This window comes from Sphingobium sp. R-21 (assembly GCF_049913335.1).
Taxonomy (GTDB): domain Bacteria; phylum Pseudomonadota; class Alphaproteobacteria; order Sphingomonadales; family Sphingomonadaceae; genus Sphingobium.
The window spans coordinates 74,797-98,616 of the sequence record NZ_CP184374.1; the positions used below are offsets into that span (position 1 = coordinate 74,797).

Annotated in this window: 14 protein-coding genes, 1 tRNA gene and 2 pseudogenes; 11 read left to right on the forward strand and 6 right to left on the reverse strand. The window is 60.7% G+C overall.

Features of this window, described 5'->3' with window-relative positions; all coding sequences use genetic code 11:
- Window position 1: 1 nt before the first annotated feature.
- On the reverse strand, window positions 2-526 hold the full coding sequence (locus ACN9MX_RS00325; RefSeq protein WP_363830892.1) for a DUF2271 domain-containing protein: 525 nt from the start codon (window positions 524-526) through the stop codon (window positions 2-4).
- Between the two features lie 19 nt (window positions 527-545).
- On the reverse strand, window positions 546-1,190 hold the full coding sequence (locus ACN9MX_RS00330; protein WP_363830890.1) for a PepSY-associated TM helix domain-containing protein: 645 nt from the start codon (window positions 1,188-1,190) through the stop codon (window positions 546-548).
- Between the two features lie 252 nt (window positions 1,191-1,442).
- Here ACN9MX_RS00330 and ACN9MX_RS00335 point away from each other — a divergent pair, with 252 nt between their 5' ends.
- Window positions 1,443-2,435 (forward strand): MlaA family lipoprotein, encoded by a 993-nt coding sequence (locus tag ACN9MX_RS00335; RefSeq protein WP_363830888.1) that lies wholly within the window; start codon window positions 1,443-1,445, stop codon window positions 2,433-2,435.
- 60 nt (window positions 2,436-2,495) lie between these two features.
- Here the strand turns inward: ACN9MX_RS00335 and ACN9MX_RS00340 are convergent, their stop codons facing one another.
- Window positions 2,496-7,163 carry an NAD-glutamate dehydrogenase gene (locus tag ACN9MX_RS00340; RefSeq protein WP_363830885.1) on the reverse strand — a complete coding sequence of 1,556 codons (4,668 nt, stop codon included), beginning with the start codon at window positions 7,161-7,163 and terminating at the stop codon, window positions 2,496-2,498.
- 395 nt (window positions 7,164-7,558) lie between these two features.
- Entirely contained in the window at window positions 7,559-8,830 is a 1,272-nt protein-coding gene (locus ACN9MX_RS00345; protein WP_363830882.1) for a PAS domain-containing protein, read from the reverse strand.
- A gap of 182 nt (window positions 8,831-9,012) precedes the next feature.
- Here ACN9MX_RS00345 and ACN9MX_RS00350 point away from each other — a divergent pair.
- A tRNA-Thr gene (locus ACN9MX_RS00350) sits at window positions 9,013-9,088 on the forward strand.
- A gap of 86 nt (window positions 9,089-9,174) precedes the next feature.
- A complete protein-coding gene (locus ACN9MX_RS00355; protein ID WP_426387206.1) occupies window positions 9,175-9,288 on the forward strand; it encodes a DUF6538 domain-containing protein in 114 nt (37 codons plus the stop codon).
- Here ACN9MX_RS00355 and ACN9MX_RS00360 read toward each other — a convergent pair.
- Window positions 9,275-10,056 (reverse strand): annotated as a pseudogene (locus tag ACN9MX_RS00360) (IS5 family transposase). The gene ACN9MX_RS00355 and the pseudogene ACN9MX_RS00360 overlap by 14 nt on opposite strands.
- 381 nt (window positions 10,057-10,437) lie before the next feature.
- Here ACN9MX_RS00360 and ACN9MX_RS00365 point away from each other — a divergent pair.
- The 6 genes from ACN9MX_RS00365 to ACN9MX_RS00390 all read left to right on the forward strand — a co-directional run bounded on the left by ACN9MX_RS00365 (window position 10,438) and on the right by ACN9MX_RS00390 (window position 19,910).
- On the forward strand, window positions 10,438-11,367 hold the full coding sequence (locus ACN9MX_RS00365; RefSeq protein WP_426387207.1) for a helix-turn-helix domain-containing protein: 930 nt from the start codon (window positions 10,438-10,440) through the stop codon (window positions 11,365-11,367).
- A gap of 134 nt (window positions 11,368-11,501) precedes the next feature.
- Window positions 11,502-12,299: a transketolase gene (locus ACN9MX_RS00370; protein WP_133655087.1), complete on the forward strand. Its 798-nt coding sequence runs from the start codon at window positions 11,502-11,504 to the stop codon at window positions 12,297-12,299.
- Window positions 12,300-13,143: 844 nt separating this feature from the next.
- On the forward strand, window positions 13,144-14,502 hold the full coding sequence (locus ACN9MX_RS00375; protein ID WP_426387208.1) for a M24 family metallopeptidase: 1,359 nt from the start codon (window positions 13,144-13,146) through the stop codon (window positions 14,500-14,502).
- A gap of 104 nt (window positions 14,503-14,606) precedes the next feature.
- Window positions 14,607-17,066 carry a TonB-dependent receptor gene (locus tag ACN9MX_RS00380; RefSeq protein ID WP_426387209.1) on the forward strand — a complete coding sequence of 820 codons (2,460 nt, stop codon included), beginning with the start codon at window positions 14,607-14,609 and terminating at the stop codon, window positions 17,064-17,066.
- A 418-nt stretch (window positions 17,067-17,484) separates the two neighbouring features.
- On the forward strand, window positions 17,485-18,417 hold the full coding sequence (locus ACN9MX_RS00385; RefSeq protein ID WP_363736936.1) for an N-acyl homoserine lactonase family protein: 933 nt from the start codon (window positions 17,485-17,487) through the stop codon (window positions 18,415-18,417).
- 155 nt (window positions 18,418-18,572) lie between these two features.
- Window positions 18,573-19,910, forward strand: a complete 1,338-nt coding sequence (locus ACN9MX_RS00390) for an MFS transporter (protein WP_363829562.1) — start codon at window positions 18,573-18,575, stop codon at window positions 19,908-19,910.
- On the opposite strand, the pseudogene ACN9MX_RS00395 reads toward ACN9MX_RS00390, so the two are convergent.
- A pseudogene (locus ACN9MX_RS00395) lies at window positions 19,907-20,688 on the reverse strand (IS5 family transposase). The gene ACN9MX_RS00390 and the pseudogene ACN9MX_RS00395 overlap by 4 nt on opposite strands.
- Before the next feature lie 618 nt (window positions 20,689-21,306).
- On the opposite strand from ACN9MX_RS00395, the gene ACN9MX_RS00400 reads away from it, so the two are divergent.
- Together ACN9MX_RS00400 and ACN9MX_RS00405 are read left to right on the forward strand one after the other, a co-directional pair.
- Window positions 21,307-22,350, forward strand: coding sequence for a transketolase family protein (locus tag ACN9MX_RS00400; protein WP_363736937.1), 1,044 nt, complete (start codon window positions 21,307-21,309; stop codon window positions 22,348-22,350).
- Window positions 22,351-22,370: 20 nt separating this feature from the next.
- Window positions 22,371-23,729 carry a M24 family metallopeptidase gene (locus tag ACN9MX_RS00405; RefSeq protein ID WP_426387208.1) on the forward strand — a complete coding sequence of 453 codons (1,359 nt, stop codon included), beginning with the start codon at window positions 22,371-22,373 and terminating at the stop codon, window positions 23,727-23,729.
- Window positions 23,730-23,820 lie beyond the last annotated feature (91 nt).

Sequence of the window (23,820 nt, forward strand, 5' to 3'; positions counted from 1 at the left end):
CTCAGCGCGACAGCACGGCGTTGACCGCGCCCAGCTCGAACTGCCCACTGCCGCTGCCCTTGGCGCCGGCCGCCGTCACGTTGAGCGGGACGCGAACCACCTCGCGTCCTCCGGATTCGCGCGCGGCCTCCACCACCAGCGTGTATTTGCCGGGGGACAATGCCGGCATGCCGCCCTTGCCAGCGTGGAAGCTCAGCTTATGGGTGCCGGGTGCGCGGGTGGCGCCGGATATGCCGTCGGCAGGCAGGGTCAGCGAACGACCGGAGGCGCGCCACCACATGCGAATGTCGCGCAGCCATTTGACGCCGCCATTGTTGCGCTTGTCGACATCGTAGAGCACGGACAGGGTGCGGGCGGGCGTACCTTCCTTCTCCAGCCAGATCGCCACATAGGGGCGGTGATATTCCGCCACCGACAGGCGCGGCAGGGTGAGCGTGACGTCCAGCGTCTGCGCGGCCGCAGGCAGGGCGATTGCACTCGCGCCCATGGCTGCGCCAGTCAGGACGATCTTGTGGTTGATCTGCATGCGGTGAGGAACTCCCCCTTTAATGGATGAAGATGACGGCCAATATGGCCGGAATGGCGAGGCCCGCGGCGACCAGCGGCCAGGTGGTCGGGCGCTTCCTGGCGTGGAGCCAGAGCAGCAGCAGGCCGGTCAGGGCGAAGAGGAAGCAGGCAATGGCGAAGATGTCGATGAACCACTTCCAGACATCGCCGGCATTGCGGCCCTTGTGCAGGTCGTTGAGATAGCTGATCCAGCCGCGGCTGGTCGCCTCGCTGGTGACCTCGCCGCTATGCCGGTCGATCGATATCCAGCCGTCGCCGCCGGGGCGCGGCAAGGCAAGATAGACTTCGTCCGCTGACCATTCCGCTTCGCCCGCACCGCTTTGGCCGATCGTCTTCTCCACCCATTGGGCGATCGGAGCGGGCAGCGGCTTCCTGGCGTCGGGCGCATCGTCGGGTGCGACCTGCCCGCGCAGGGCAGGCGGCAGGATGGCGGATTTGCTCACCGTCTGCGGCGTGCCCTCCACATCGGCGGCGTGGTTCAGCGTGATGCCGGTGAAGGCGAACAGCAGCAGTCCGAGCAGGCTGATCGCTGAACTCATCCAATGCCAGGTATGAAGCTGTTTCAGCCAGAAGGCCTTGGGGCTCTTCTTCTTGTTCGGCTGAGTGCGGACGGGGGCGTGCATCGGAAGCGGGACGAGTCCTGTAGAGAAGAGGTGGCCTCCATAACGCGAACGACTCGCAATTGCAAACAGGGGGCGCGGCAAATTTGTATCAAAATGTATGCGACCGGATCATTGCCGATGAACGGCGGTCCGGCGCAGGGGGCGACGTCATGCTATTGACGCGTGACCCCTTGGCAACTAGCCGCCTTTGATGACGAGCGTGACACGGAAAATGTCATCAGTCGCAAAGGCCTGCCTGCAAGGAATGACGATATGCTGACGCCGGCCATAGCCGCTGGAATGCTGATGATGGGGGTACAAGCGGGACCGGAAGGGACGATGGCGCCGGCCTCCCCTGTGTCCACCGCCCCAGCGGTCGCCCCCCCTGCGATCGCTGCACCGGCGTCCGGAGCCTCCGTGGACCCGCAGGCGGCACAGGATGGTGCGTCGCCGGTGCTGGTCGTACCGCCTCCGCCGGTCATGCCGAACCTGCCGGGCAGCACCGCACCCGCGGCGGCAGCGCCGCAGCCGGGCGAGATCGTGGTGACTGGCCACACCCGGCCGCCGCCGGGCGATCCGCTGGAGCGGCTGAACGAAAAGAGCTTCGAGGCGGTGCAGTCCGTCGACAAGGCCGTGGTGGAGCCGGTTGCCAAGGCCTATAACAAGGGTCTGCCCAAGCCTGCGCGCAAGGGACTGCGCAATTTCTTCTCCAACCTGCAGGAGCCTGTGGTCTTCCTGGCCTATCTGCTCGAATTCAAGCCGGGCAAGGCGGTGGAGACGGCCGGCCGCTTCACCATCAACACCACGCTGGGGGTGGCGGGACTGTTCGACGTGGCGAAGCGCAAGCCCTTCTTCCTGCCCTATCGGCCCAACGGCCTTGCCAATGTGCTCGGCTATTATGGGGTAGGTCCGGGGCCTTACATGTATCTGCCGATCGTCGGCCCCACGACCCTGCGCGACATCATCGGCGACACGGTCGACAAGATGATCGTGCCCTTTGCCATCGGCAAGCCGTTCAACGAACCCAAATATGTCATCCCCGCGACGATTCTGAACCAGCTTGGCGAACGCGCCGCCTTTGACGAGACGATCCAGCAGATCCGCGACGAGGAAAATCCCTACGCCTATTATCGCGAACTATATCTGAAGCAGCGCAAGGCCGAGATCGAGGCGCTGCACGGGCGCGTGGTGGAGCCGCTGACGCCGGTCTATGGGCCGGGAATGGGCAAAGGGTCGGTGACGGCCGAGCCGGACGCGGCCGAATAAGTCTCTTCGATTGCCGCCCTTCCTGTCTTTGCGGAAGGGCGGCAATCGAGGGAAAGCGCTTTACCGCCCCAGCAATCCGCGCGCCTGGCCGGCAATTTCCGCCAGCATCGCGACATTGGGCGTCGCTGCCCCCTTGGCGCGTTGGACAAGGGCGCGGAACTGCTGGATCCGCGCACCCTTTGCCTTCAGCCAGGATTCGACATGATGGGCGATATCCTTGCCTGACCCCTGGGCGAGGAAGTCGAGCCGCACCTGCTGCATGTCGCGCGCCACCCCGGAAATCAGCAGACGTTCCCATGGATCGGACGGGGCCATGCGCGCGGCGGTGGACTGGACCCAGTCGATGCCGACCGCTTCGCCCAGATGGGTGAAGGCGCGGGTGAGGGCGACCTCGTCGAGTGACAGGCGTCCGGCCAGCGCGGCGATGCCGACCGCGCCATCCAGCTTGAACAGCCCGGCGGTGCGGCGGGTCAGGGCCTCTGGCGCGCCCAGGGACAGCAGGCGGTCGGAGACGGCCGTGACCCGGCGCAGCGCTTCGCTGGTGAGCAGGTCGTCCACCCGCTTCGCCAGCTTGTCCACGCCCTTGGCCAGTGCGCCATGCCCTGCCTGCGGCAAGGCGCCGGACGGGAGGCTGCGGAGAATGTCTGCGATCTGCGCCCGCATGCCATTGGCGATGTCGCCGAACAGCGCGAGGCGCGCCGCTTCGGACATCTCCGCCGCGTCGATATCCTCCCATAGCTGGCGGATGTCGTAGAGCCGCTCCGCGATCAGGAAGGCGCTGGCAAGGTCGGCCAGCGAACAGCCTTCTTCCTCCGCCAGTTCGAAAGGATGGATAAGGCCCAGCCGGTTGACGATCCGGTTCGCGACCTTGGTGGCGATGATCTCCTTCCTCAGCGCATGGGCGACGATGGCGTCCGCTTCCTTCTTGCGCATGGCGGGTGGGAAGGCCTGGGCGAGTTCGTCGTCCATGCTGCGGTCGGTGGCCAGGTTGCCATGCTCGATCGCGTCCTGCAGGGCCAGCTTGGCGGTCGAGAGCAGCACCGCCAGTTCTGGCCGGGTGAGGCCAAGCCCCTCCTGCCCGCGCCGCAGCAACTGGTCGTTGGCGGCCAGGCCCTCCACCTGCCGATCGAGCCGGCCTGACTCTTCGAAGGTTTCGATCAGCCGCACATAGCTCGCCAGCTCCGCCGCGCCGCCCGCCTCCGCGATGGACAGGCCGAGTGCCTGGAGGCGATTGTCCTCCAGCACGATGTCGGCCACGGCATCGGTCATGCTGACCAGCAGCTTGTTGCGGTCGTCGAAGGTCAGGCGGCCTTCCGCCATTTCCTTGTTGAGCGCGATCTTGATATTCACCTCATTGTCCGAACAGTCTACGCCCGCCGAATTGTCGATGAAGTCGGTGTTGATCCGACCGCCGCGCAGCGAAAAGGCGATGCGCGCCGCCTGGGTAACGCCCAGATTGGCTCCTTCGCCCACGACTTTCACGCGAAGCTGCTCGGCATTGACGCGCAGGCGGTCGTTGGCCGGATCGCCCACGTCGCCATGGCTTTGCGCAGCGGCCTTCACATACGTGCCGATGCCGCCGAACCAGAGCAGGTCGTTGGGGCTTTTCAGGATCGCGGAGATGAGCGCACCAGGCTCCATTTCCGTGTCGGTGACGCCCAATATCGCCTGCACTTCCGCAGTAAGGGGAATGCTCTTCAAGCTGCGCGGGAAGACGCCGCCGCCCTTGGAGATCAGCTTCTTGTCATAATCGTCCCAGCTTGAGCGGGGCAGTTGGAACAGGCGGTTGCGTTCCTCCCAGCTTTTCGCCGGATCGGGATCGGGATCGAGGAAGATGTGGCGATGATCGAAGGCGGCGACCAGCCTGATCGCCTGGCTGAGCAGCATGCCATTTCCGAACACGTCGCCCGACATGTCGCCGCAGCCGACGACGCGGACCGGTTCGCTCTGCACATCGACGCCCATTTCCGCGAAATGACGCTTCACGCTGATCCACGCGCCCTTTGCGGTAATGCCCATCGCCTTGTGGTCATAGCCATTGGAGCCGCCGCTGGCGAAGGCATCGCCCAGCCAGAAGTCCCGCTCCAGCGCCAGGGCGTTGGCGACGTCGGAAAAGGTGGCGGTGCCCTTGTCGGCGGCGACGACGAAATAGGGGTCGTCGCGGTCATGGATGACGACCTGCGCCGGGTGCTTCACCTTGCCCTTGACGATATTGTCGGTGACCGACAGCAGCGCGCGGATGAAGATGCGATAGCTTTCCGTGCCCTCGGCGAACCAGGCGTCGCGATCGACCTGCGGACTGGGAAGCTGCTTGGGATAGAAGCCCCCCTTCGCGCCGGTCGGCACGATGACGGCGTTCTTCACCCGCTGCGCTTTCATGAGACCCAGGATCTCCGTGCGGAAATCGTCCCGCCGGTCGGACCAGCGTAGCCCGCCGCGCGCAACGGGGCCAGCGCGCAGATGGATGCCCTCCACCCGTGGCGAATAGACCCAGATTTCGCGCCATGGCAGCGGCGCGGGCAGGCCGGGGATCTGCGCGCTGTCGAGCTTGAACGCTAGCGCCTCCTGCGCGACCGCGCTGTAGAAATTGGTGCGCAGGGTTGCGGCGATCACGGCGCGCAGCAGGCGCAGAACGCGATCCTCATCGATGGCGGTGACCTTCTCCAGTCCCGCCTCGATCTCCCGTTGCGCGGCGGCGGCCCGGGCGGGGCCATCCTTCGCCTCGGGATTGTGCAGCGCTTCGAACAGTTCGATGAGCTGGCGGGCGATGCCCTGCTCCCGCCGCAGCGTTTCGGCAAATGTCGCCATGCCATAGGCCATGCCGGTCTGCCGCAGATAGCGGAACAGGGCGCGCAGCAGCACGACCGATCGCTGGTCAAGCCCGGCGGTGACGATCAACTCGTTGAAGCGGTCATTTTCCGCCACGCCCTCTGTGACTTGGGCGATCGCCTCCGTAACGACGTTAGCGCGGGCGATCACGCCTTCGGCATCGCCCCCCGCCGGCAGTTCCAGGACGAAGCGCTGGACATGGCCAAGCGCACCTTCCTGCCCCTTGGCATCAACGGCCGTCAGCATCTCGTCGATGACGCGGAAACCGAAATTCTCGAAGGCGGGGACCACTTCGGACAGGGCGATGGCGTCATGGCTGTAGAGCTTCAGCCGCAGCCGCTCGGGCCCATCCTCTTCATTGCGATAGATACGGATCGATTTGTCGCCAGGCCCCGAAAGGCTGTGCAGCAGACGGATGTCTATGGCTGCCTCCGCCGGGCCGGCGCCGTTGCGATAGCCCATGGGGAAACCGGGAGCGTAACGCTGCGCCAGCGTTGCGGCGCGGCCCGCCTCCTCGCTTTCGGCCAATGCCTCCTCGACGGCGGGCAGCCAGCCCCGCACCATCTGTTTCAATTGCCGGTCGAGCGGCTGTTCATCGGGCACCACGCCACCGTCGCGCAGATCGAGCGTGATGCGCAGCAGCGCCAGGCCGCTTTCCTCCAGCGCGATCGACCAACTCAGCACCGGGCCGTTGCAGGCCTGGCTCAACATGTCCTGCACCGCGACGCGTCGCGCCGTGGTCAGTTCCTCACGCGGCAACCAGGCGAAGGCGTAGAGATGGCGGGCGAGCGCGCTCGTCCCCAGCACCAGCTTCGGGCGCGGCCGGTCGGTCAGCGACATGAAGGTCAGCACCAGCCGTTCCAGGGTCTCGCGGTCGAAGCCGATGAGGATGTCGTGGGGCAGGGCAGTCAGCGCATGGGTCAGCACCTTGCCCGCATGGCCGTGCGGATCGAAATCGAACTTGTCCATCAGCGCCGACAGGGCCGACCGCAGCAGAGGCACCTTGTCAGGCGTCGTCGCCAGCCCGGCACTGGTCCACATGCCAGCGTGGATGGACAGCGCCGTCACCTGCTTGCCCTCCCGCACTGGCACGATGATCATGTCCAGCAGGACGGGCCGATGGACCCGAGAGAGGCGGTTCGACTTGATGATGAGGGGCGCGCGCCTGCCTTCCTCGAACCAGTTGAACGCCGCCTCCAGCGTGGCGGGTGCCAGCATGGGCCGGTCGCGCAGGCCGCAGACGCCGATGCGTGCGCCCGCCTTCCCGTCGCGATGACGCACTTCATGGCCGATCTGGGTGAAGTGACGGGCAAGGAACCAGCGCAGCAGCGCCGCGCCTTCCTCGTCTGGCGCTGCGTCGGCGTCGGCGGCCATCGCCTCCCGCATCTTCGGCCAGTCGATAACCGCGGCGCGAACATCGGCCAGCGTTTCCTCCAACGCTTTCTCAAGCGCCCGGCGAGCCTTCGCATCGGCGCGGTCCGCCTCGATATAGATCATTGATTCCCGACGCGCGCCGGCGGCGTCATTGTCCAGGATCGCCTTCAAATGGCCGTTGCCGTCCCGCTCGACCGACAACACGGGATGCAGCAGGCGGTGGATGATGATGTCGGCTGCTGCCAGCGCATTTGCGATGGAATCGACCAGAAACGGCATGTCGTCATTGATGATGGCGATGCGCATGTAGCGGCCATTCGCCCCTTCGCCCAGCGTTTCCATGGCGATGGCGACGTTGCCTGGCCGGCGGGTCGCTGCAGTGCCGGCGATGAAGGCGGCTGCCGACAGCATCGCGTGCTGGTCGAAGCCTTCGCTTTCGCCAGGCAATGTGCCTCGTGCCAGCGCTGCCTCCAGCGCGTCGCTTATGCCCCGATCAACTTGCTTCGATTCAGCCAATGCCGTCATGCGCCTGCCTCTTGCCCGCGGGTTCAGTCCCGCTTCTGTCAACGGAGAAGACGCCGGAGAACCGCCGCGCGACTTCTCAAACCGATGCCGTCCACTATGCGCCACTGCATCCGGAGGCTCAACCCAGAATAAGAAATAAAGTTACATAAAATTGAAATATTATGTGCGGTGCAGCATGGGGCGGATGGCCCGTGAGGATAAGTCAGGAAATCGGGGCATGATCCCGTTCTGTCAATCTGCCGCGGCGGTTTCTGCCGATGGACAGGGCTTGAGCCGCGATGGGAACCCATTTGCGGCTTGGGAAGATCGCCCGAAGGCCATGCTGGCAAAAACCCGTCGGGAGGCGACGGGTTTCGAACGAACCGGGTGGATCGATGACGTCGCGGGTCGCGTGTTCAACCGGCAGCGGCGGTAATGGCGCGCTGGCTGATTTCCGATCCTTCCGGCAGAGCGCCGACGATGGCGAGCGATCCGTCCCTTTCCCGCCGGGCGATTACCACGGCCAGCCCGTCGCCGTCGGTGGCGATCGCGAAGGGATCAAGCGCGGCCGCCGTCCTCATCGCCGCGCGGGCGGTCTGCTGGCGATCGGGTCGGGCCGGACCGTCGGTGCGGCGCTGGGCGCGTTCGTTGCGGACCAGTGCTTTCAGCCCGCCATCATAATTGGCGAGATAATCGCCAAAGCTGCCCAAGGCGACATCGTTGGCACGGGCATGTTCCAGGGCCGTGGCATATTCGGTGATGCGCGTCTTGTCGTAGCTGGAGCCGAAGACCAGCTTGACGACAGCTGTCATCGGCGCGCGCGCCTGGACCTTGAGGCCGCTATCCTCCAGCAGTTCGGCATATTCGTCGGGCCGGGCAAGCGTGACCAGCGCAAAGTCGTAGCTGAGGCCGATGGCGCGATAGAGCGCCGCATGGCTGCGCGCTTCGCTGGTGCGTGCCTGCTCCGCACTGTCGCGGGCGAGGGCCAGCCAGTCGGCAAGGGGTGCGTCCTCATTCGGGCTTTCCATGCCGCCCAGGTCGAGCGTGTCGAACCCGTCGACCGCCGGACCGTCCGCCCAGATCGGTGCGACGGGCGGCGCGGCGGGGCTGGATAGCAGGGCGGCCTCCACCTCCCGATCGATTTCGGCCGTGACGGCCTGGCTTGCCGCTTCCTTCCAGTTGATGACGCCGAAGACGAAGTCGATCGTCTCGTCGTCGGAGGAGAAGGGCATCAAAATGCCGCGATAGAGGATTTCAGCGCCGCGCTGGTTGATGAAGCCGGCCTCGAACCCGATGGGTGCGGCATTGGCGATGATCTGCAGATAATGATCGGTCAGCCGTGACAGCAACGATCGGGCCGGCACATCATTGATATACTGGATGGAGCCCTCGATCTCGCACTCCTCGCGCAAGGCGGTGCCAAGATAGACGATGGCGGGATTCTCCAGCCCGGTGCTGAAATCCAGCAGGACGCTGTAAGGGCCGAAATCCTCCAGATCCTGAGGCGCGAGATCCTCAATGGACGGCAGGCTGCGGTCGCCGAGCAGCGACGCCCAATAATTATAGGCGCGCACCTGCATCCGGCGCTCATCCGCGCCGACAAGCGGCGGCGTTTCGATAGCCGCGTCGTCGGCAGGACCGAAATCATCCTCGTCATCGGCGATTTCATGCCCCCGCAGAGTGTCCATTCCATCGGTCCTTGGTTCAGGTAAAGCTTTTCCTTGAGAATCGACGGTGCCACGGGATGGTAAAGATGACGTAAAGGCGGGACAAAATGATGATCCGAAGCGGTCTGATGACGAACAGGACCGGCAAATCGCATTTGCCTCCTTGTCCTTCCCGTCAAGCGCTGTTATCTGCCCGCCCCAATGCCGCTTTAGCTCAGTTGGTAGAGCATCGCATTCGTAATGCGAGGGTCACGTGTTCGAGTCACGTAAGCGGCACCACTAACTCTAACACATTGAATTTGTTAGAGAAAATCCGCAAAATAGGGTTTGTTACGACTTTCTGCTGCAAACGTAGCAGGCGATTCTTGTCGACATATCTCCTTAGGCGCGACGGCGGCTCATACTATTTCCGGCGCGCTATCCCTGCGAATCTCCGTCCTTTCATCGGTGGAAGGCGGAAATGGATTAGGCGATGTTGACAAAAGATTTCAGCCATAGGCGCACGGCGGCGAGGTTAAGGAAGCTGGCGAAGGAGAGCGCGGTCTTGTCATAGCGGGTGGCGATGCGTCGCTGGTTTTTCATGACCCCGAACATGCGCTCGATGCGGTTGCGGTCTCGATATCGCCGGAAATCGCATGGGGCAGGATCGCGGCGGTTTGCCTTGGGCGGGATGATGGGCAGGATATTGGTCATGAGCAGTTTTGCCCGCAGATCGTCGCCGTCATATCCCTTGTCGGCCAGCAGCGCTTTTGGCTTGGGCGCAGGCATAGCCATCAGGTCGTCAACGGCCTTGTAGTCCGAGACTTCCCCACCCGTGAGGACAAAACCAAGAGGGCGGCCGCGATTGTCACAGCGGGCGTGGACCTTGCTCGTAAAGCCGCCGCGTGATCGACCAAAAGCCTCCTTATGAGTCCCCCTTTAGCGCCCGCTGCCGATACATGGCCGCGAACCGTGGTGCTGTCGATCATGTGCTGCCAGTCGTCAGTCAGTCCCAGATCGACCAGCGTTTGCAATAGCGCGTCCAAGACGCCTTGTTCGGCCCAGCGCCGGAACCGAACATAGACCGAGTTCCACTTTCCATAGCGTTCATGCATGTCCCGCCAAGGGCAGCCTATCCGCAAAACATGCAGCATGCCGTTGAGAAAGAGGCGATTGTCACCCGCTGGCCGTGCCCACCGGCCGCGTTCGGGCGGCAGAAGTCCGCCGATCACCGCCCACTCTTCATCCGACAAATCGCCCCGAAACATCGCTGCCCCAAAAAAGCAGCCTTGAATCAGAACTCAGCCCAAATGAAAACCTCTTTTGTCAACATCGCCTAAGTCTCTTGGCACTAAGAGCAGGAGGGGCTGGGCGTTGAGCAGCGTCGCGCAGAAGACATCGGGATGATCATGCTTCATGCAAGGGCGTCATCGACATCCACGCCGAGATTCTGACGCACGCGATCGCTCCCACGTCATTGTCGATCAATATGGGCTGGCGCGGGACACCCATTCTCTTTCGACCTCCTCAGCTGCCGGCGCTGACGGCCAATTCGTCCAATAATCAAGTTGGCTATCCTAACGGCTTTCGATTTGGCATGCTTAGCTCCAGTACGACAGCACGGTCCTTCGACTCCGCAATGAGGGGAAATGATGAACGATCTATCGGCATCGGCTACCTGGGGCGACACTGCGGAATATTTCATGGCGCGCCAGGAAAGCCATCGCGGCGGCGTATTTCCTGTCCATTCGCACGATCATTTCGAAGCGCTGCTGATCCTCTCTGGTCGCCGCATGCAGCATTATGGCAGTTCGGAGATTGAAGCCAATCCCGGCAGCCTGATCTTCACCCCGCCAGGGCTGCGCCATGGCGCGACCATCGTCGGGCACACCGCCAGCCTTTCCATCCAGTTCAATCTGAAATTCCTGCATCCCGAACTGCCGGCGGATGCCCAACGCCTGTGGTCGCACCCCAGTACGCTGAGCGCGGCCCCTGAACTTCTGCCCTTCGTAGCGCAGAAGCAGATGCGCTATGAATGCGATCCCTGCCTGACGGAGAAGCTCCAGGGGATCTGGACCTCGCTGATCGAACGCAACGGCTCGCAAAGCCTGGGCGCTGAGCAATATGCGCGCGCGCAGCTTTCCATCCTGCTGCTTGAGGTGGTGGAGGCATTTGAGAGCGAGATCGTCGAGGTGGCCGAGATGGAGCAGCATGAAGGTGCTTCGGACAAGATCGACGAGTTGCGTCAGTTCATTGACGCCAATCTGGCCGAGCGCCTGTCGATCCACGAAGCGGCCCGCCACCTTGCAATCTCTTCCAGCTGCCTGGCCGCCCGCATCAAGCGGGTGACCGGGCAGACATTCGGCGAGCTTCTGCTCAAGGCGCGGCTGCAGCATGCGCGTGAGTTGTTGATCTATACCGACAGGCGGGTGTCCCAGGTGGCGTTTGAATGCGGGTTCGACGATCACGCCTATTTCTCGCGGCGGTTCCGGCAGGATCTGGGCATGTCGCCACTCGAATTCCGGCGTCGGCAGCTATCGGAGATCGATTTGTCTGCGATCAGCGCCCAGCGCCATTGATTGGGGGAGGGTGGCGAAGCCAGCCGATAGTTGATCTGTTCGGGAAGTTGCTTTCAGCCGGTCTGTTCCCCTGGTGAGGGCGGCCAACAGGCCCCCATTTCGCTGAAGTTTGAATATTGCAAGGAGTATGGGGCATGACACAGTCCAACAACACCGAAGATCTCGCCCGACGGATTCGCGTCAACGCCGTTAATATGGTTGATATTCAGGGCTTCGGCTATCTGGGCCAGGCGCTCGGCACGGCGGAGATCATGGCAGTGATCTTCGGCGAAAATTACTGGCGGCAGGGCGTGGACCGCTTCGTGCTGTCGCCGGGGCACTATGCCATTACTTTCTATGCCGTCGCCGCGGAGATCGGCCTTCTCCCGCGCGAGGCGCTGGCCGACTATGGCAAGGACGAAGCATTGCTGGAAGCGATCAGTACGGAACGCACGCCGATTGTCGACATCACCTGCGGTTCGCTGGCGCAGGGGCTTTCCGGCGGCATTGGCCTGGCGCTCGCCCAGAGGTTTGCTGGCGAGAGCGGACGAACGATCGCGCTGATCAGCGATGGCGAGATGGAGGAAGGACAGACCTGGGAAGCGGCCATGTTCGCCGCTCATCACAAGGTCAACAATCTGATTGCGGTGATGGACGTCAACAATTCCCAGGTTGACGGGCCGATCACCTTCGTCACCACGGTCGAACCAATTGCTGACAAATGGCGTTCCTTCGGATGGAACGTCGTCGAATGCGATGGCCATGACATTGATGCGCTCCGGCAGGGCATGGATGATGCGCTTGCGTCGGATCGGCCGACGGTAATCCTGGCGAAGACCGACATATTGGGCGGGCTCACATCTTTTCCGCCGACCGTCGATGGGCATTTCATCAAGCTCACTCCCGAATTGACCCGGGACGTCCTCAAGGAACTGTCCGCCGAGCCGGCGTGATCAGGATCTGTTGACCACTGTTAAGCCTACCGATCTGACGCGTGTCTGATCGATGGCTGAAGTGTCCGGTGATGGGCTGGATCGATGTGGACGATCCAGCCCATCACCTGCGCGGTTGTCGGCGCGTACTCGATCTCGGTGCTGCGGAGGCCGATCATGCCGCCATTACGGTATCGAGCATTTGGAACTGGGTCGGAAAACTTCGCCACGTTTCGATGACCGTTGTGAACTTAAATATATTTGCGTCTCGGGCTGGGGGTATTGGTTGTCTACATTGAGCTATCATCCCCAGGTGATGACGGTTCTATCCATGTGTGCGGCGACACCCCCCGTCTCCGCACCGGAGGTGCGATACAATCCGCTGAAGTATGTTCAGAATACCAAAGATCACGTCGCGATCGAAGAATAGAGTGATTTCCAAGCGATCGGAACCGATCGCTGGTTAAGAAATCGCGGAAGCCAAAGAATTCAGAGCGGCGATCTGATTCAATCAGATCGAAACCCGCTCTAGAAAGTTACTTTGCACGCTGTGCAGCAGACAAAGTAGTTCAAGCGATCAAGCCTTCAATCCTAACGGCGACGGCCATTCAGCCCTTATTCTCTTACAAAGTTCGCCGAGTGTGGGTCCTCGGCGTAGCGACTGAAATACGCGACGAGCCTGAAGATAGGGGATTTGGGCATGGCATTTCATGAAGCATTGCGCGCGACCGGTGGGCAGCGGCCACCTAACTATCTGACCGAAATCAGGCTCTGGATTCGCCCCTGCGGATTCGCCCTGTGCGCATTTTGATACGGCGTCTGCCGACGAATACGCACCTGTTTAATAGGACCATTGGAGAGCGACATGTGTAGCCACCCTCAACACATCCATTGTACTCCGGAGATGCTGCCGGAGGAATTCAAGCGGGGTGCTTCGCAAAATGCGATCATGGCCGTGGATTGGGAGAATCGGGTCGATTTCGACCGGCTTCGCAAATATCGGTTCAAGCGCGTTCAGGACCAGCTGAAGACGTCGAACATGGGCGCGGTGCTGTTGTTCGACATGAACAACATCCGCTATACGACTGCGGCGCACATCGGCAATTGGGCGCGCGACAAATATTTTCGCTGTGCGCTCATCATGCGCGATCGCGAACCGATCATGTGGGACATCGGTTCGGCCGCCAAGCAGCATCAGAAGCATAATCCCTGGATCAGCCCCGAAAATTGGCGCCCGGTGGTATCAAGCTGGCGCGGCTCGATCATGGAAGAGGTTGGCGTTGAGAAGGCGAACGCGAAGCGGATCGCGGACGTGCTGCGCGATGCTGGCCTCATCAACGAGCCGCTGGGCATAGATGTCGTTGAAATTCCGGTGCTCCGGGCGCTGGAGGCCGAAGGGGTGACGATCGTCAATGCAGAAGGGCTGATGCAACGCGCCCGCGTCATCAAGTCGATCGACGAGGTCTCGTTGCTGGAGACCGCTGCGTGTCTGGTCGATTCCGCCTATGACGAGTTGTTCCGCGTGCTGCGCCCGGGCGTCAAGGAAAGCGAGGCCGTCGCCGTCGTCAACCATGTGCTCTACAATATGGGTTCGGAGAATGTGGAGGCGGTGAACGCGATTTCGGGCGAACGCTGCGCGCCGCATCCCCATGTGTTCTCGGACCGTTACATGCGGCCGGGCGACATGGCCTATTTCGACATCATTCACTCCTATATGGGCTATCGCACCTGCTATTACCGCACGATCAATATTGGCGGCGCGACCCGCAAGCAGCGGGACGTGTACAAGAAGACGCGTGAAATCCTCGACGAAGCGATTGCAGAGATCAAGGTGGGCGCGTCTTCGGCCGATATCGCCAAGAAATTCCCGGCCGCCCAGGAATTCGGCATGGCGAACGAGGAGGAAGCGTTCGGGCTGCAATATGCGCATGGTATCGGCGTTGGCCTGTGGGAACAGCCGCTGATCAGCCGCTATCACTCGATCGAACACCCGATCACGATCGAGGAAGGGATGGTCTTTGCGATCGAGACCTACTGGCCTTCCGAAGACGGAACGACCGCGGCCCGGATCGAGGAAGAGATCCATGTCACGAAGGATGGTCCGCGGCTTCTGACGAAGTTTCCGGCGCAGGATCTGTTGGTGGCCGGGCAGCAATATTGGAACGGTCACAGCTTTGCCAAGGGCGTCAACGAGATCCAGTTGCCCGGCGGCGAGGTGATCTGACGGGTTTGGAGTGAAGTATCTGATTTGATGGATAGGTAATTAGAACAAAAAAGGATCTTGCAGGGCTGAGTTGCATATTATTATCGTCATCAAGGGGAATAATAATGAGGAAAGATCTTGGAATCCGGGCAACCTTACTTTGTGCAGTTGCGGTTGGTGCGCTTGCCAGTCCTGCGCTGGCGCAGGATGCACCGGCCGCCTCTGCCGTGCAGGATCAATCAACTCACGCCGACAAGGGCGGCTCGGCCTTGTCGGGCGAGATCATCGTAACGGCGCAGCGTCGCGAGCAGAGCATCCAGAAGGTGGGCATCGCCATCACCGCCTTTTCCGGCGACCAGTTGCGCGCCCTCAATGTGACTGATTCACGCGAACTGGCGGGGCTTACGCCGGGCGTGCATCTCGGTGGCGCGCTTGCTGGCCAGAACAGCCAGTACACGATCCGCGGCGTGACCCAGAATGACATCAACGATATCGTCGAGGCACCGAACGCGGTTTATCTCGACGATGGTTACATCGCCATCGGCCAGGGCCAGACTTTCGCCCTGTTCGATATCGACCGCGTCGAAGTGCTGAAGGGGCCGCAGGGCACGCTGTTCGGCCGCAACGCGACCGGCGGGCTTGTCCGCTACATCACGCGCAAGCCCAATCTGGACAAGGTCGAGGGCTTTGTCGACGTCAATTACGGGCTCTATGACTCCCTGAGCACGCCCGGTGCGTTCCACGGTGAAGCGGCGATCAACCTGCCGATGGGCAGCATGATGGCAACTCGTTTCGCCGTCATGTGGAACAAGGCTCAGCCCTGGCTGCGCAACGAATATCCGGCGGGCGCGGTCGGCGGTTCGCCTGGTCCGGGCGCCGGCGCCAATATGGGCGATGACGATACGCTCGCAGGACGCATGACCACCTTGTTCGAGCCCAATGACAGCGCCCGAGTGCTGCTGTCCGTCAATGCGGCGAGAACCCGGATGGCAACGGCGCCGTATCAGCAGAAGGCAACGATCGGTGTGTTCGATGCTGCGGGCGAACTGGTGAACGTCCTGAATGCCGGCCCGAACGAAACGCGCGCTTCGATTGCGGCTGACGGTTCAGATGGCGGTTCGGACACCGGCAACACCGGCAGCTTCGGTGCTCCCTTCGGCCGTCCGGTCCCCGGCGGCGACTTCTTCGGCTACAAGGATCCCGATGGCAGCGGCCCTCGCACGTCGAGCGACTTTGCCTTCCGCGATCATGGGCGCGTGAGGACCTGGGGCGTTAACCTCAACGGCGAGTTCGACTTGAGCGACAGCGTCAAGTTGGCGGCGGTGAGCGACTACAAGCATTTCTACAAGATCGGCTTCCTGGATGTTGATGCCGGTCCGGGTAACCAGGCTGGCGGTTATCTGGGCGTTCGTGCTTCCACCTTCAGCCAGGAAGTCCGCCTGTCAGGAAAGAGCGATCTTGTCGATTGGACGACCGGGCTTTACTATCTCCACATCAAGGCCCATTCGCTCGCTGGGCTGAAGTTTCCCATTGGCAGCGTGGTTCCAGGGGCGCCGTTCGATCTGGGAGCAGACGCAACGCTGAAAACCAATTCCTATTCGGCCTTTGGCCAGTTGGACTGGCACATCGCTTCGCGACTGACGTTGATCACCGGAGCGCGCATCATCCAGGAACAGAAGAACCACAACTTCCTCCAGGGAATATGGGGTACCACGGATTCGCGTGAGGCCGCGGTTGGCACACCGATCGTCATTGGCCCGCTATTTGGTCCGAATGGACCCACGCCTTACACGGACAAGTCCAACAAGACGCTCTGGGCAGGCAAGGTCCAGCTCGACTTCCAGGTGAACCCGGATCTGCTCCTCTATGCAGGCGTCAATCGCGGCGTGAAGGCGGGCAGCTATAATGCCGCAGTTCCAGGTGGCATAGCCGTGCCGACAAGCACCATCCCTTACAAGGCGGAAACTCTCACCAACTATGAGAGCGGCATCAAATATACGTTCCCGGACGGCAAGACACGGTTCAACGCATCCGCATTCTACTATGATTACAAGAACTATCAGGCATTCCTCTTCTCCGGGGTCAGCGGCATAGTCATCAACGCGAACGCGAGAACAATCGGTGGGGAAGCCAGCCTGTTCACCTCGCCTGTGAGGGGCCTCGATGTCGGTCTTTCCGCATCCTACTTTGATGCGAAGGTGAAGGATGTGCCGCTTCGTGCCGGAGGTCCGATCAGTCGCGACGTCCAGCCCGTCTACGCGCCGCCGCTTCAGGGCAGCGCTATCATCCGGTATGAATGGGAAGCCCTTGGCGGCAAGCTGTCGGTTCAGGGCGACGCCAGCTATACCGATCCCTTCTACTACAACCTCCGCAATTTCGACGCGGACAAGTTCGGCAGGACTGTGATGGTCAATGCCGGCCTTGGCTGGTCGAACGAAAGCTGGGAGCTCAACTTCCGCATCAAGAACCTGACCAACGTGCACCAGGGTGTCCAGGGCTTCGACCTCGCGACCCTGTGTGGTTGCAACGAGGTTTCCTACAAGCCGCCTCGCTTCTTCCAGCTCGGCGCGCGCTACAACTTCTGATCGCATTGATTATCATGAAGGCTAACGACAATGCAGTGCGAGCAGCGTCTACGAGCATCCCGGCCGGTCCTCCAGACCCGGTCGGGAGCAGCACGATGATGTCGGCCGTCACGCTGTTTGCCGGGCATTACCCTCTGGACGATATCGCTGCGTCGAATGATGCTGAACCAGAACACCGTGGGTCCGCCGCCTCATACCGGAAAAACTCGACGGCCCCACTCTCGTCTCGCGGCGAGGCCATGCCGTCGAAAGCAATTCAAGCGATCAAGCCGTCAATCCTAGCAAATGAGAACATTCTGCTCTAATGCTGTTTACCGCGTCTCAGGTGCGACTCAACCAGTGACGAGGAAGTTTGTGCCTTATATACTAATTTCCAGACGTGCGTACTATTCTACGACACATCACTAGGAGTTATGCAGTGGTCGGCCCATCGATTATAGGTCTCGATACCAAGCTGGATACTGATTATTCGATTTGGCCTCTAGCGTACTGTCAATCTGACATGCCGATAGATTTTGTTGCCGGGTCTGGTCTGTTCAGTAATGCTGGTACAGTTCGTCTCCCCATGCTTTATACCTTGTTGGTAGGTGGTGAAGTCGGCGGCAAGCAACACGTCGCCTTGGTCGATTGCGGATTTCGCAATGATCATTGGCTGACGAAGTACGCGTTTTCAAGCTGGGAGGAACCGGTCGACGTTCTTGGCAGGGTCGGCTTCAAGCCAGAAGATGTCGAAGCAATCCTCGTGACGCACATGCATTTTGATCACATCGGGAATTTCGAGGCTTTCCCCAATGCCAAGCTGTATATCCAGCTGGACGAGTATCTCGGATGGTCTGACGCAGTGTGCGCCGCTCACCAGATGGAAACCGAGGAAGAAAAGGCCTGGGTCTTTTCTTCGTTCGACCCGCAGGATCTCATCAGAGCCGCACAGGGCATTTCCGAAGGCCGCGTAAAGTTCGTTCGCGGTGATGAGGAGGTGCTGCCCGGCATCACGGCACACCTGGCGAAGGAAAGCCACACCTTCGGCACGCAATGGTTCGAGGTGCAGACGCGCAACGGTCCATTCGCTGTCGTCGGAGACACGGTCTATTGGTATTCGAACATCGAGCGCATGTGGCCTCCGGGCTACGGCCAGGGCAACACTTTCAACCAAATCAAGGCCTATCGCGAAATTCGCGATCTGCTGAAGAACAAATTCGATCACCTCGTTCCAGGTCATGATCCATTGATCTATGAACGTCACTCGTCATGGCTGGCGCCAAGTGGAAATCAGATCGCCGAGGTAAATCTGCGTCACGACGATACGTCGCGGCGCCCAACTGTCTCTGCCCAAAAAATCATCCACACCTAAACGTACAGGCGACCCCCCGTTATTTCCCTACGTCGTCACCGTCATCTTCTTGCCCGCGCCGGGCCGGCGGGAGAGATATCCGATTTAGCTGTGTGGCCTGACGGTGTTATAATGATCCTGCCACCGGACCCGCCTGGGGCAGGCCAGTGTCCCTGATGCTTTCCGGTCAGTGCGATAAACAAAAGGTGGATAGGATAGAGCAGGCAGTGACGATGGCGGATCCGCAGAAAGTCATCTTCCACGACGGCAGCTCACACAAGGACGCTCGCTGGATCACTCTTGCGGGATGCTTTTTAAGTTACTGCTTTGACGCAGTGGATTTCATGATCCTGGCGTTGGCCCTTCCGGCGATCGTAACTGACTTTGGCTTCAGCCTTGGCGAGGCTGGATTGATCGGCACTGCCGGCATGATTGGAGTTGGCCTCAGCAGCTTGCTGCTAGGATGGTACGCGGATAATTACGGCCGCCGACCGGCACTGATTGTTAGCGTGCTGATCTTTGCACTGTTCACCATGGCAATAGCCGTCGCGCGCGGGTGGTGGGACATGCTGCTTCTGCGATTCCTGGCCGGCTTGGGCCTGGGCGGCGTATGGGGAATCGTGTCGGCCCTGATCAACGAAACTTGGCCTCCCCATCTGCGCGCCCGGGCCAGTGCCTTCGTACTCAGTGCCGGGCCCGCCGGATTCGTTCTCGCGGCTTTGTTGGCCCATGCCCTGTTACCGGATTATGGATGGCGGGCGCTTTTCCTTTCAGGAGGAACCGCGCTTTTCGCAATCATATTCGTTGCGCTTTTCGTGCCCGAATCCAGCCAATGGCGGGAAGGGAAGTCACAGCGACAAATGGCCAGCGGTAAACAGACGGTCTCATTGAGCGAGATATTTATCGAAGGTCGGTGGCGTCGCACGGTGCTGGCAACATTAATCGCCGCGTGCGCCCTGACCGGCTATTGGGGTGCGAATACCTGGCTTCCGACCTATCTCGTCAAGGAACGGGGATTGGAACCTGCGGCAATGACGACGTTTCTCATCGTCATGAATATCGGCATGTTCATCGGTTATCAGATATTCGGCTTCGTTGCGGACCGCATTGGTTCCAAAAAGACGATCCTATTCTGCTTCGCTGCAACAACTATCTTGTTGCCGGCGTACGCCTTGATCAGGGATTTGACGCTGCTTTTGTGGTTTGGACCACTCATGGCGATGTTTTTTGCTTATTTCGGGATTTTTGGAGCCTATTTCTCTGCACTGTTCCCGGCGCATATTCGGTCAACCGGAGCTGGATTCTGTTTCAATGTCGGCCGTGGCATCTCCGCGTTTGCTCCTTTTGCGTTGGGAGAAATCGCCACATCCTTCAGCTTGTCAGTCAGCATCGCGCTTTGCGGAGTCTTCTTCCTGCTCGCGGGCCTTCTGATGCCCCTGATGCCAGACCTCAACATGAAAGACGAGGAACAGACAATTGCGCCGCGCAAACCTGTTCTTGCCGAGGAGCCCTAGGCGATGTTGACAAAAGATTTCAGCCATAGGCGCACGGCGGCGAGGTTAAGGAAGCTGGCGAAGGAGAGCGCGGTCTTGTCATAGCGGGTGGCGATGCGTCGCTGGTTTTTCATGACCCCGAACATGCGCTCGATGCGGTTGCGGTCTCGATATCGCCGGAAATCGCATGGGGCAGGATCGCGGCGGTTTGCCTTGGGCGGGATGATGGGCAGGATATTGGTCATGAGCAGTTTTGCCCGCAGATCGTCGCCGTCATATCCCTTGTCGGCCAGCAGCGCTTTTGGCTTGGGCGCAGGCATAGCCATCAGGTCGTCAACGGCCTTGTAGTCCGAGACTTCCCCACCCGTGAGGACAAAACCAAGAGGGCGGCCGCGATTGTCACAGCGGGCGTGGACCTTGCTCGTAAAGCCGCCGCGTGATCGACCAAAAGCCTCCTTATGAGTCCCCCTTTAGCGCCCGCTGCCGATACATGGCCGCGAACCGTGGTGCTGTCGATCATGTGCTGCCAGTCGTCAGTCAGTCCCAGATCGACCAGCGTTTGCAATAGCGCGTCCAAGACGCCTTGTTCGGCCCAGCGCCGGAACCGAACATAGACCGAGTTCCACTTTCCATAGCGTTCATGCATGTCCCGCCAAGGGCAGCCTATCCGCAAAACATGCAGCATGCCGTTGAGAAAGAGGCGATTGTCACCCGCTGGCCGTGCCCACCGGCCGCGTTCGGGCGGCAGAAGTCCGCCGATCACCGCCCACTCTTCATCCGACAAATCGCCCCGAAACATCGCTGCCCCAAAAAAGCAGCCTTGAATCAGAACTCAGCCCAAATGAAAACCTCTTTTGTCAACATCGCCTAGTTTAGCACGGCACCGGATTTCTCACCGTGCAAGCGCTCATAATGGGAGCCTGCCCATCTTGCTCCCATCAGGGCAGAGATCGAACTCGGCCTGGAAAGCTCGCAACAATATGGCCTGCCGCATCGGGCGGGTGCCGGGAACGGTTAGAGTTGCGGCTATTGTAGTCGCCCTGGTGATCTGACCGAAGCCAAGCGCGCAGACCAGCGGGGCGAGCCACGATGCCACGGCGGCCGACAGGAGATAGCGAACGATCCATCGGGGCTGAGGGATGGCCAGGTCACCACGGCGTCATCCGGGACGCAACGGAATGGCTCCACTACCCGCCTGCGGGATGAGCTGAGGCGATCATTGCAACCGGCTGCCCGAACAACGGCCTCCGGGGCCGGCCGCCGGAGCCGGAAACGATCAAGCGGAACGTGCAGTTCAAGCGATCAAGCCGCCAATCCTAACTGCTGCGATCGATGACTCTTATCCTCCGTGCCAGTTAACCCGTTTGGGTCGTGGCTGCCGCGACGGAAATTCGGGTATCGTGAAGGGGATTTGGGCATGACATTTCATGAGGCATCGCGCGCACAATCAGTGAGCAGCACCCATCTGCCTCCCTATCAGATCGAGACCAAGCCCTATGGCAGGGCGCTCGTCGCTCTTGCTGAACAGCGCAGCGAAATCATCTGCCTTGGAGCAGATCTAACCAGACAAACCGAGACCGACCTTTTCCGCGACCAACTGGCCGATCGATTCGTCAATGTAGGCATGGCCGAGGCAAATATGATCGGCATCGCTGGTGGCCTGGCGCGGGCGGGGCACACAGTGTTCGTCAATACATTCGGCGTATTCGCAACCCGGCGCTGCTTCGATCAGCTTGCGATGGCGGTTGCCTATCCTAACCTCAGCGTCGTCATAGCGGGCTTTATGCCAGGTCTATCGAGTCCAGGTGGCCCCAGCCATCAGGCGATCGAGGACATGGCGCTGATGCGCGCTTTGCCCAATATGGCGGTGCTCGATTTGGCCGACGCGAGTGAAATCCGCCAGGCGGTCACGATTGCGGCGGATCGCAAGGGGCCGGTCTACCTGCGCCTCAAGCGTGGAGAGATTCCGCGGATCTTCGACGACAATCATAAGCTGGAATTCGGTCGGGCGCATATACTCAGTGAGGGGTCGGACGTTACCATCGTGGCATCGGGCATGATGGTCCCGGCCGCGCTCGTTGCCGCATCCACGCTGGAGCAGCACGGTCTTTCGGTCGGCGTCGTCAATTCGCCGTCGATCAAGCCGTTGGATAGCGACACCATTTTGAAGGCGGCGCGCGGATCCCGGCTGATCCTGACGGCAGAAAATCATTCGATCATCGGCGGCTTGGGCTCGGCAGTTGCCGAAGCCCTTGCTGAGGCGGGCTTGGCTGTTCCGCTTCGTCGGATTGGGATTGCGGACCGGTTTGCCGAGTCTGGGAGTCGCGAGCATCTTTTTGCGAAATATGATCTCGACATAGCGGCGGTTCTTCGCGCTGTGTGGTCAGGTCTTGGCCTGGAGGGCGATCCGCCGCGCGCGCATTTTGATACGGCGTCTGCCGACGAATATGCACCTGTTTAATAGGACCATTGGAGAGCGACATGTGTAGCCACCCTCAACACATCCATTGTACTCCGGAGATGCTGCCGGAGGAATTCAAGCGGGGTGCTTCGCAAAATGCGATCATGGCCGTGGATTGGGAGAATCGGGTCGATTTCGACCGGCTTCGCAAATATCGGTTCAAGCGCGTTCAGGACCAGCTGAAGACGTCGAACATGGGCGCGGTGCTGTTGTTCGACATGAACAACATCCGCTATACGACTGCGGCGCACATCGGCAATTGGGCGCGCGACAAATATTTTCGCTGTGCGCTCATCATGCGCGATCGCGAACCGATCATGTGGGATATCGGCTCGGCCGCCAAGCAGCATCAGAAGCATAATCCCTGGATCAGCCCCGAAAATTGGCGCCCGGTGGTATCAAGCTGGCGCGGCTCGATCATGGAAGAGGTTGGCGTTGAGAAGGCGAACGCGAAGCGGATCGCGGACGTGCTGCGCGATGCTGGCCTCATCAACGAGCCGCTGGGCATAGATGTCGTTGAAATTCCGGTGCTCCGGGCGCTGGAGGCCGAAGGGGTGACGATCGTCAATGCAGAAGGGCTGATGCAACGCGCCCGCGTCATCAAGTCGATCGACGAGGTCTCGTTGCTGGAGACCGCTGCGTGTCTGGTCGATTCCGCCTATGACGAGTTGTTCCGCGTGCTGCGCCCGGGCGTCAAGGAAAGCGAGGCCGTCGCCGTCGTCAACCATGTGCTCTACAATATGGGTTCGGAGAATGTGGAGGCGGTGAACGCGATTTCGGGCGAACGCTGCGCGCCGCATCCCCATGTGTTCTCGGACCGTTACATGCGGCCGGGCGACATGGCCTATTTCGACATCATTCACTCCTATATGGGCTATCGCACCTGCTATTACCGCACGATCAATATTGGCGGCGCGACCCGCAAGCAGCGGGACGTGTACAAGAAGACGCGTGAAATCCTCGACGAAGCGATTGCAGAGATCAAGGTGGGCGCGTCTTCGGCCGATATCGCCAAGAAATTCCCGGCCGCCCAGGAATTCGGCATGGCGAACGAGGAGGAAGCGTTCGGGCTGCAATATGCGCATGGTATCGGCGTTGGCCTGTGGGAACAGCCGCTGATCAGCCGCTATCACTCGATCGAACACCCGATCACGATCGAGGAAGGGATGGTCTTTGCGATCGAGACCTACTGGCCTTCCGAAGACGGAACGACCGCGGCCCGGATCGAGGAAGAGATCCATGTCACGAAGGATGGTCCGCGGCTTCTGACGAAGTTTCCGGCGCAGGATCTGTTGGTGGCCGGGCAGCAATATTGGAACGGTCACAGCTTTGCCAAGGGCGTCAACGAGATCCAGTTGCCCGGCGGCGAGGTGATCTGACGGGTTTGGAGTGAAGTATCTGATTTGATGGATAGGTAATTAGAACAAAAAAGGATCTTGCAGGGCTGAGTTGCATATTATTATCGTCATC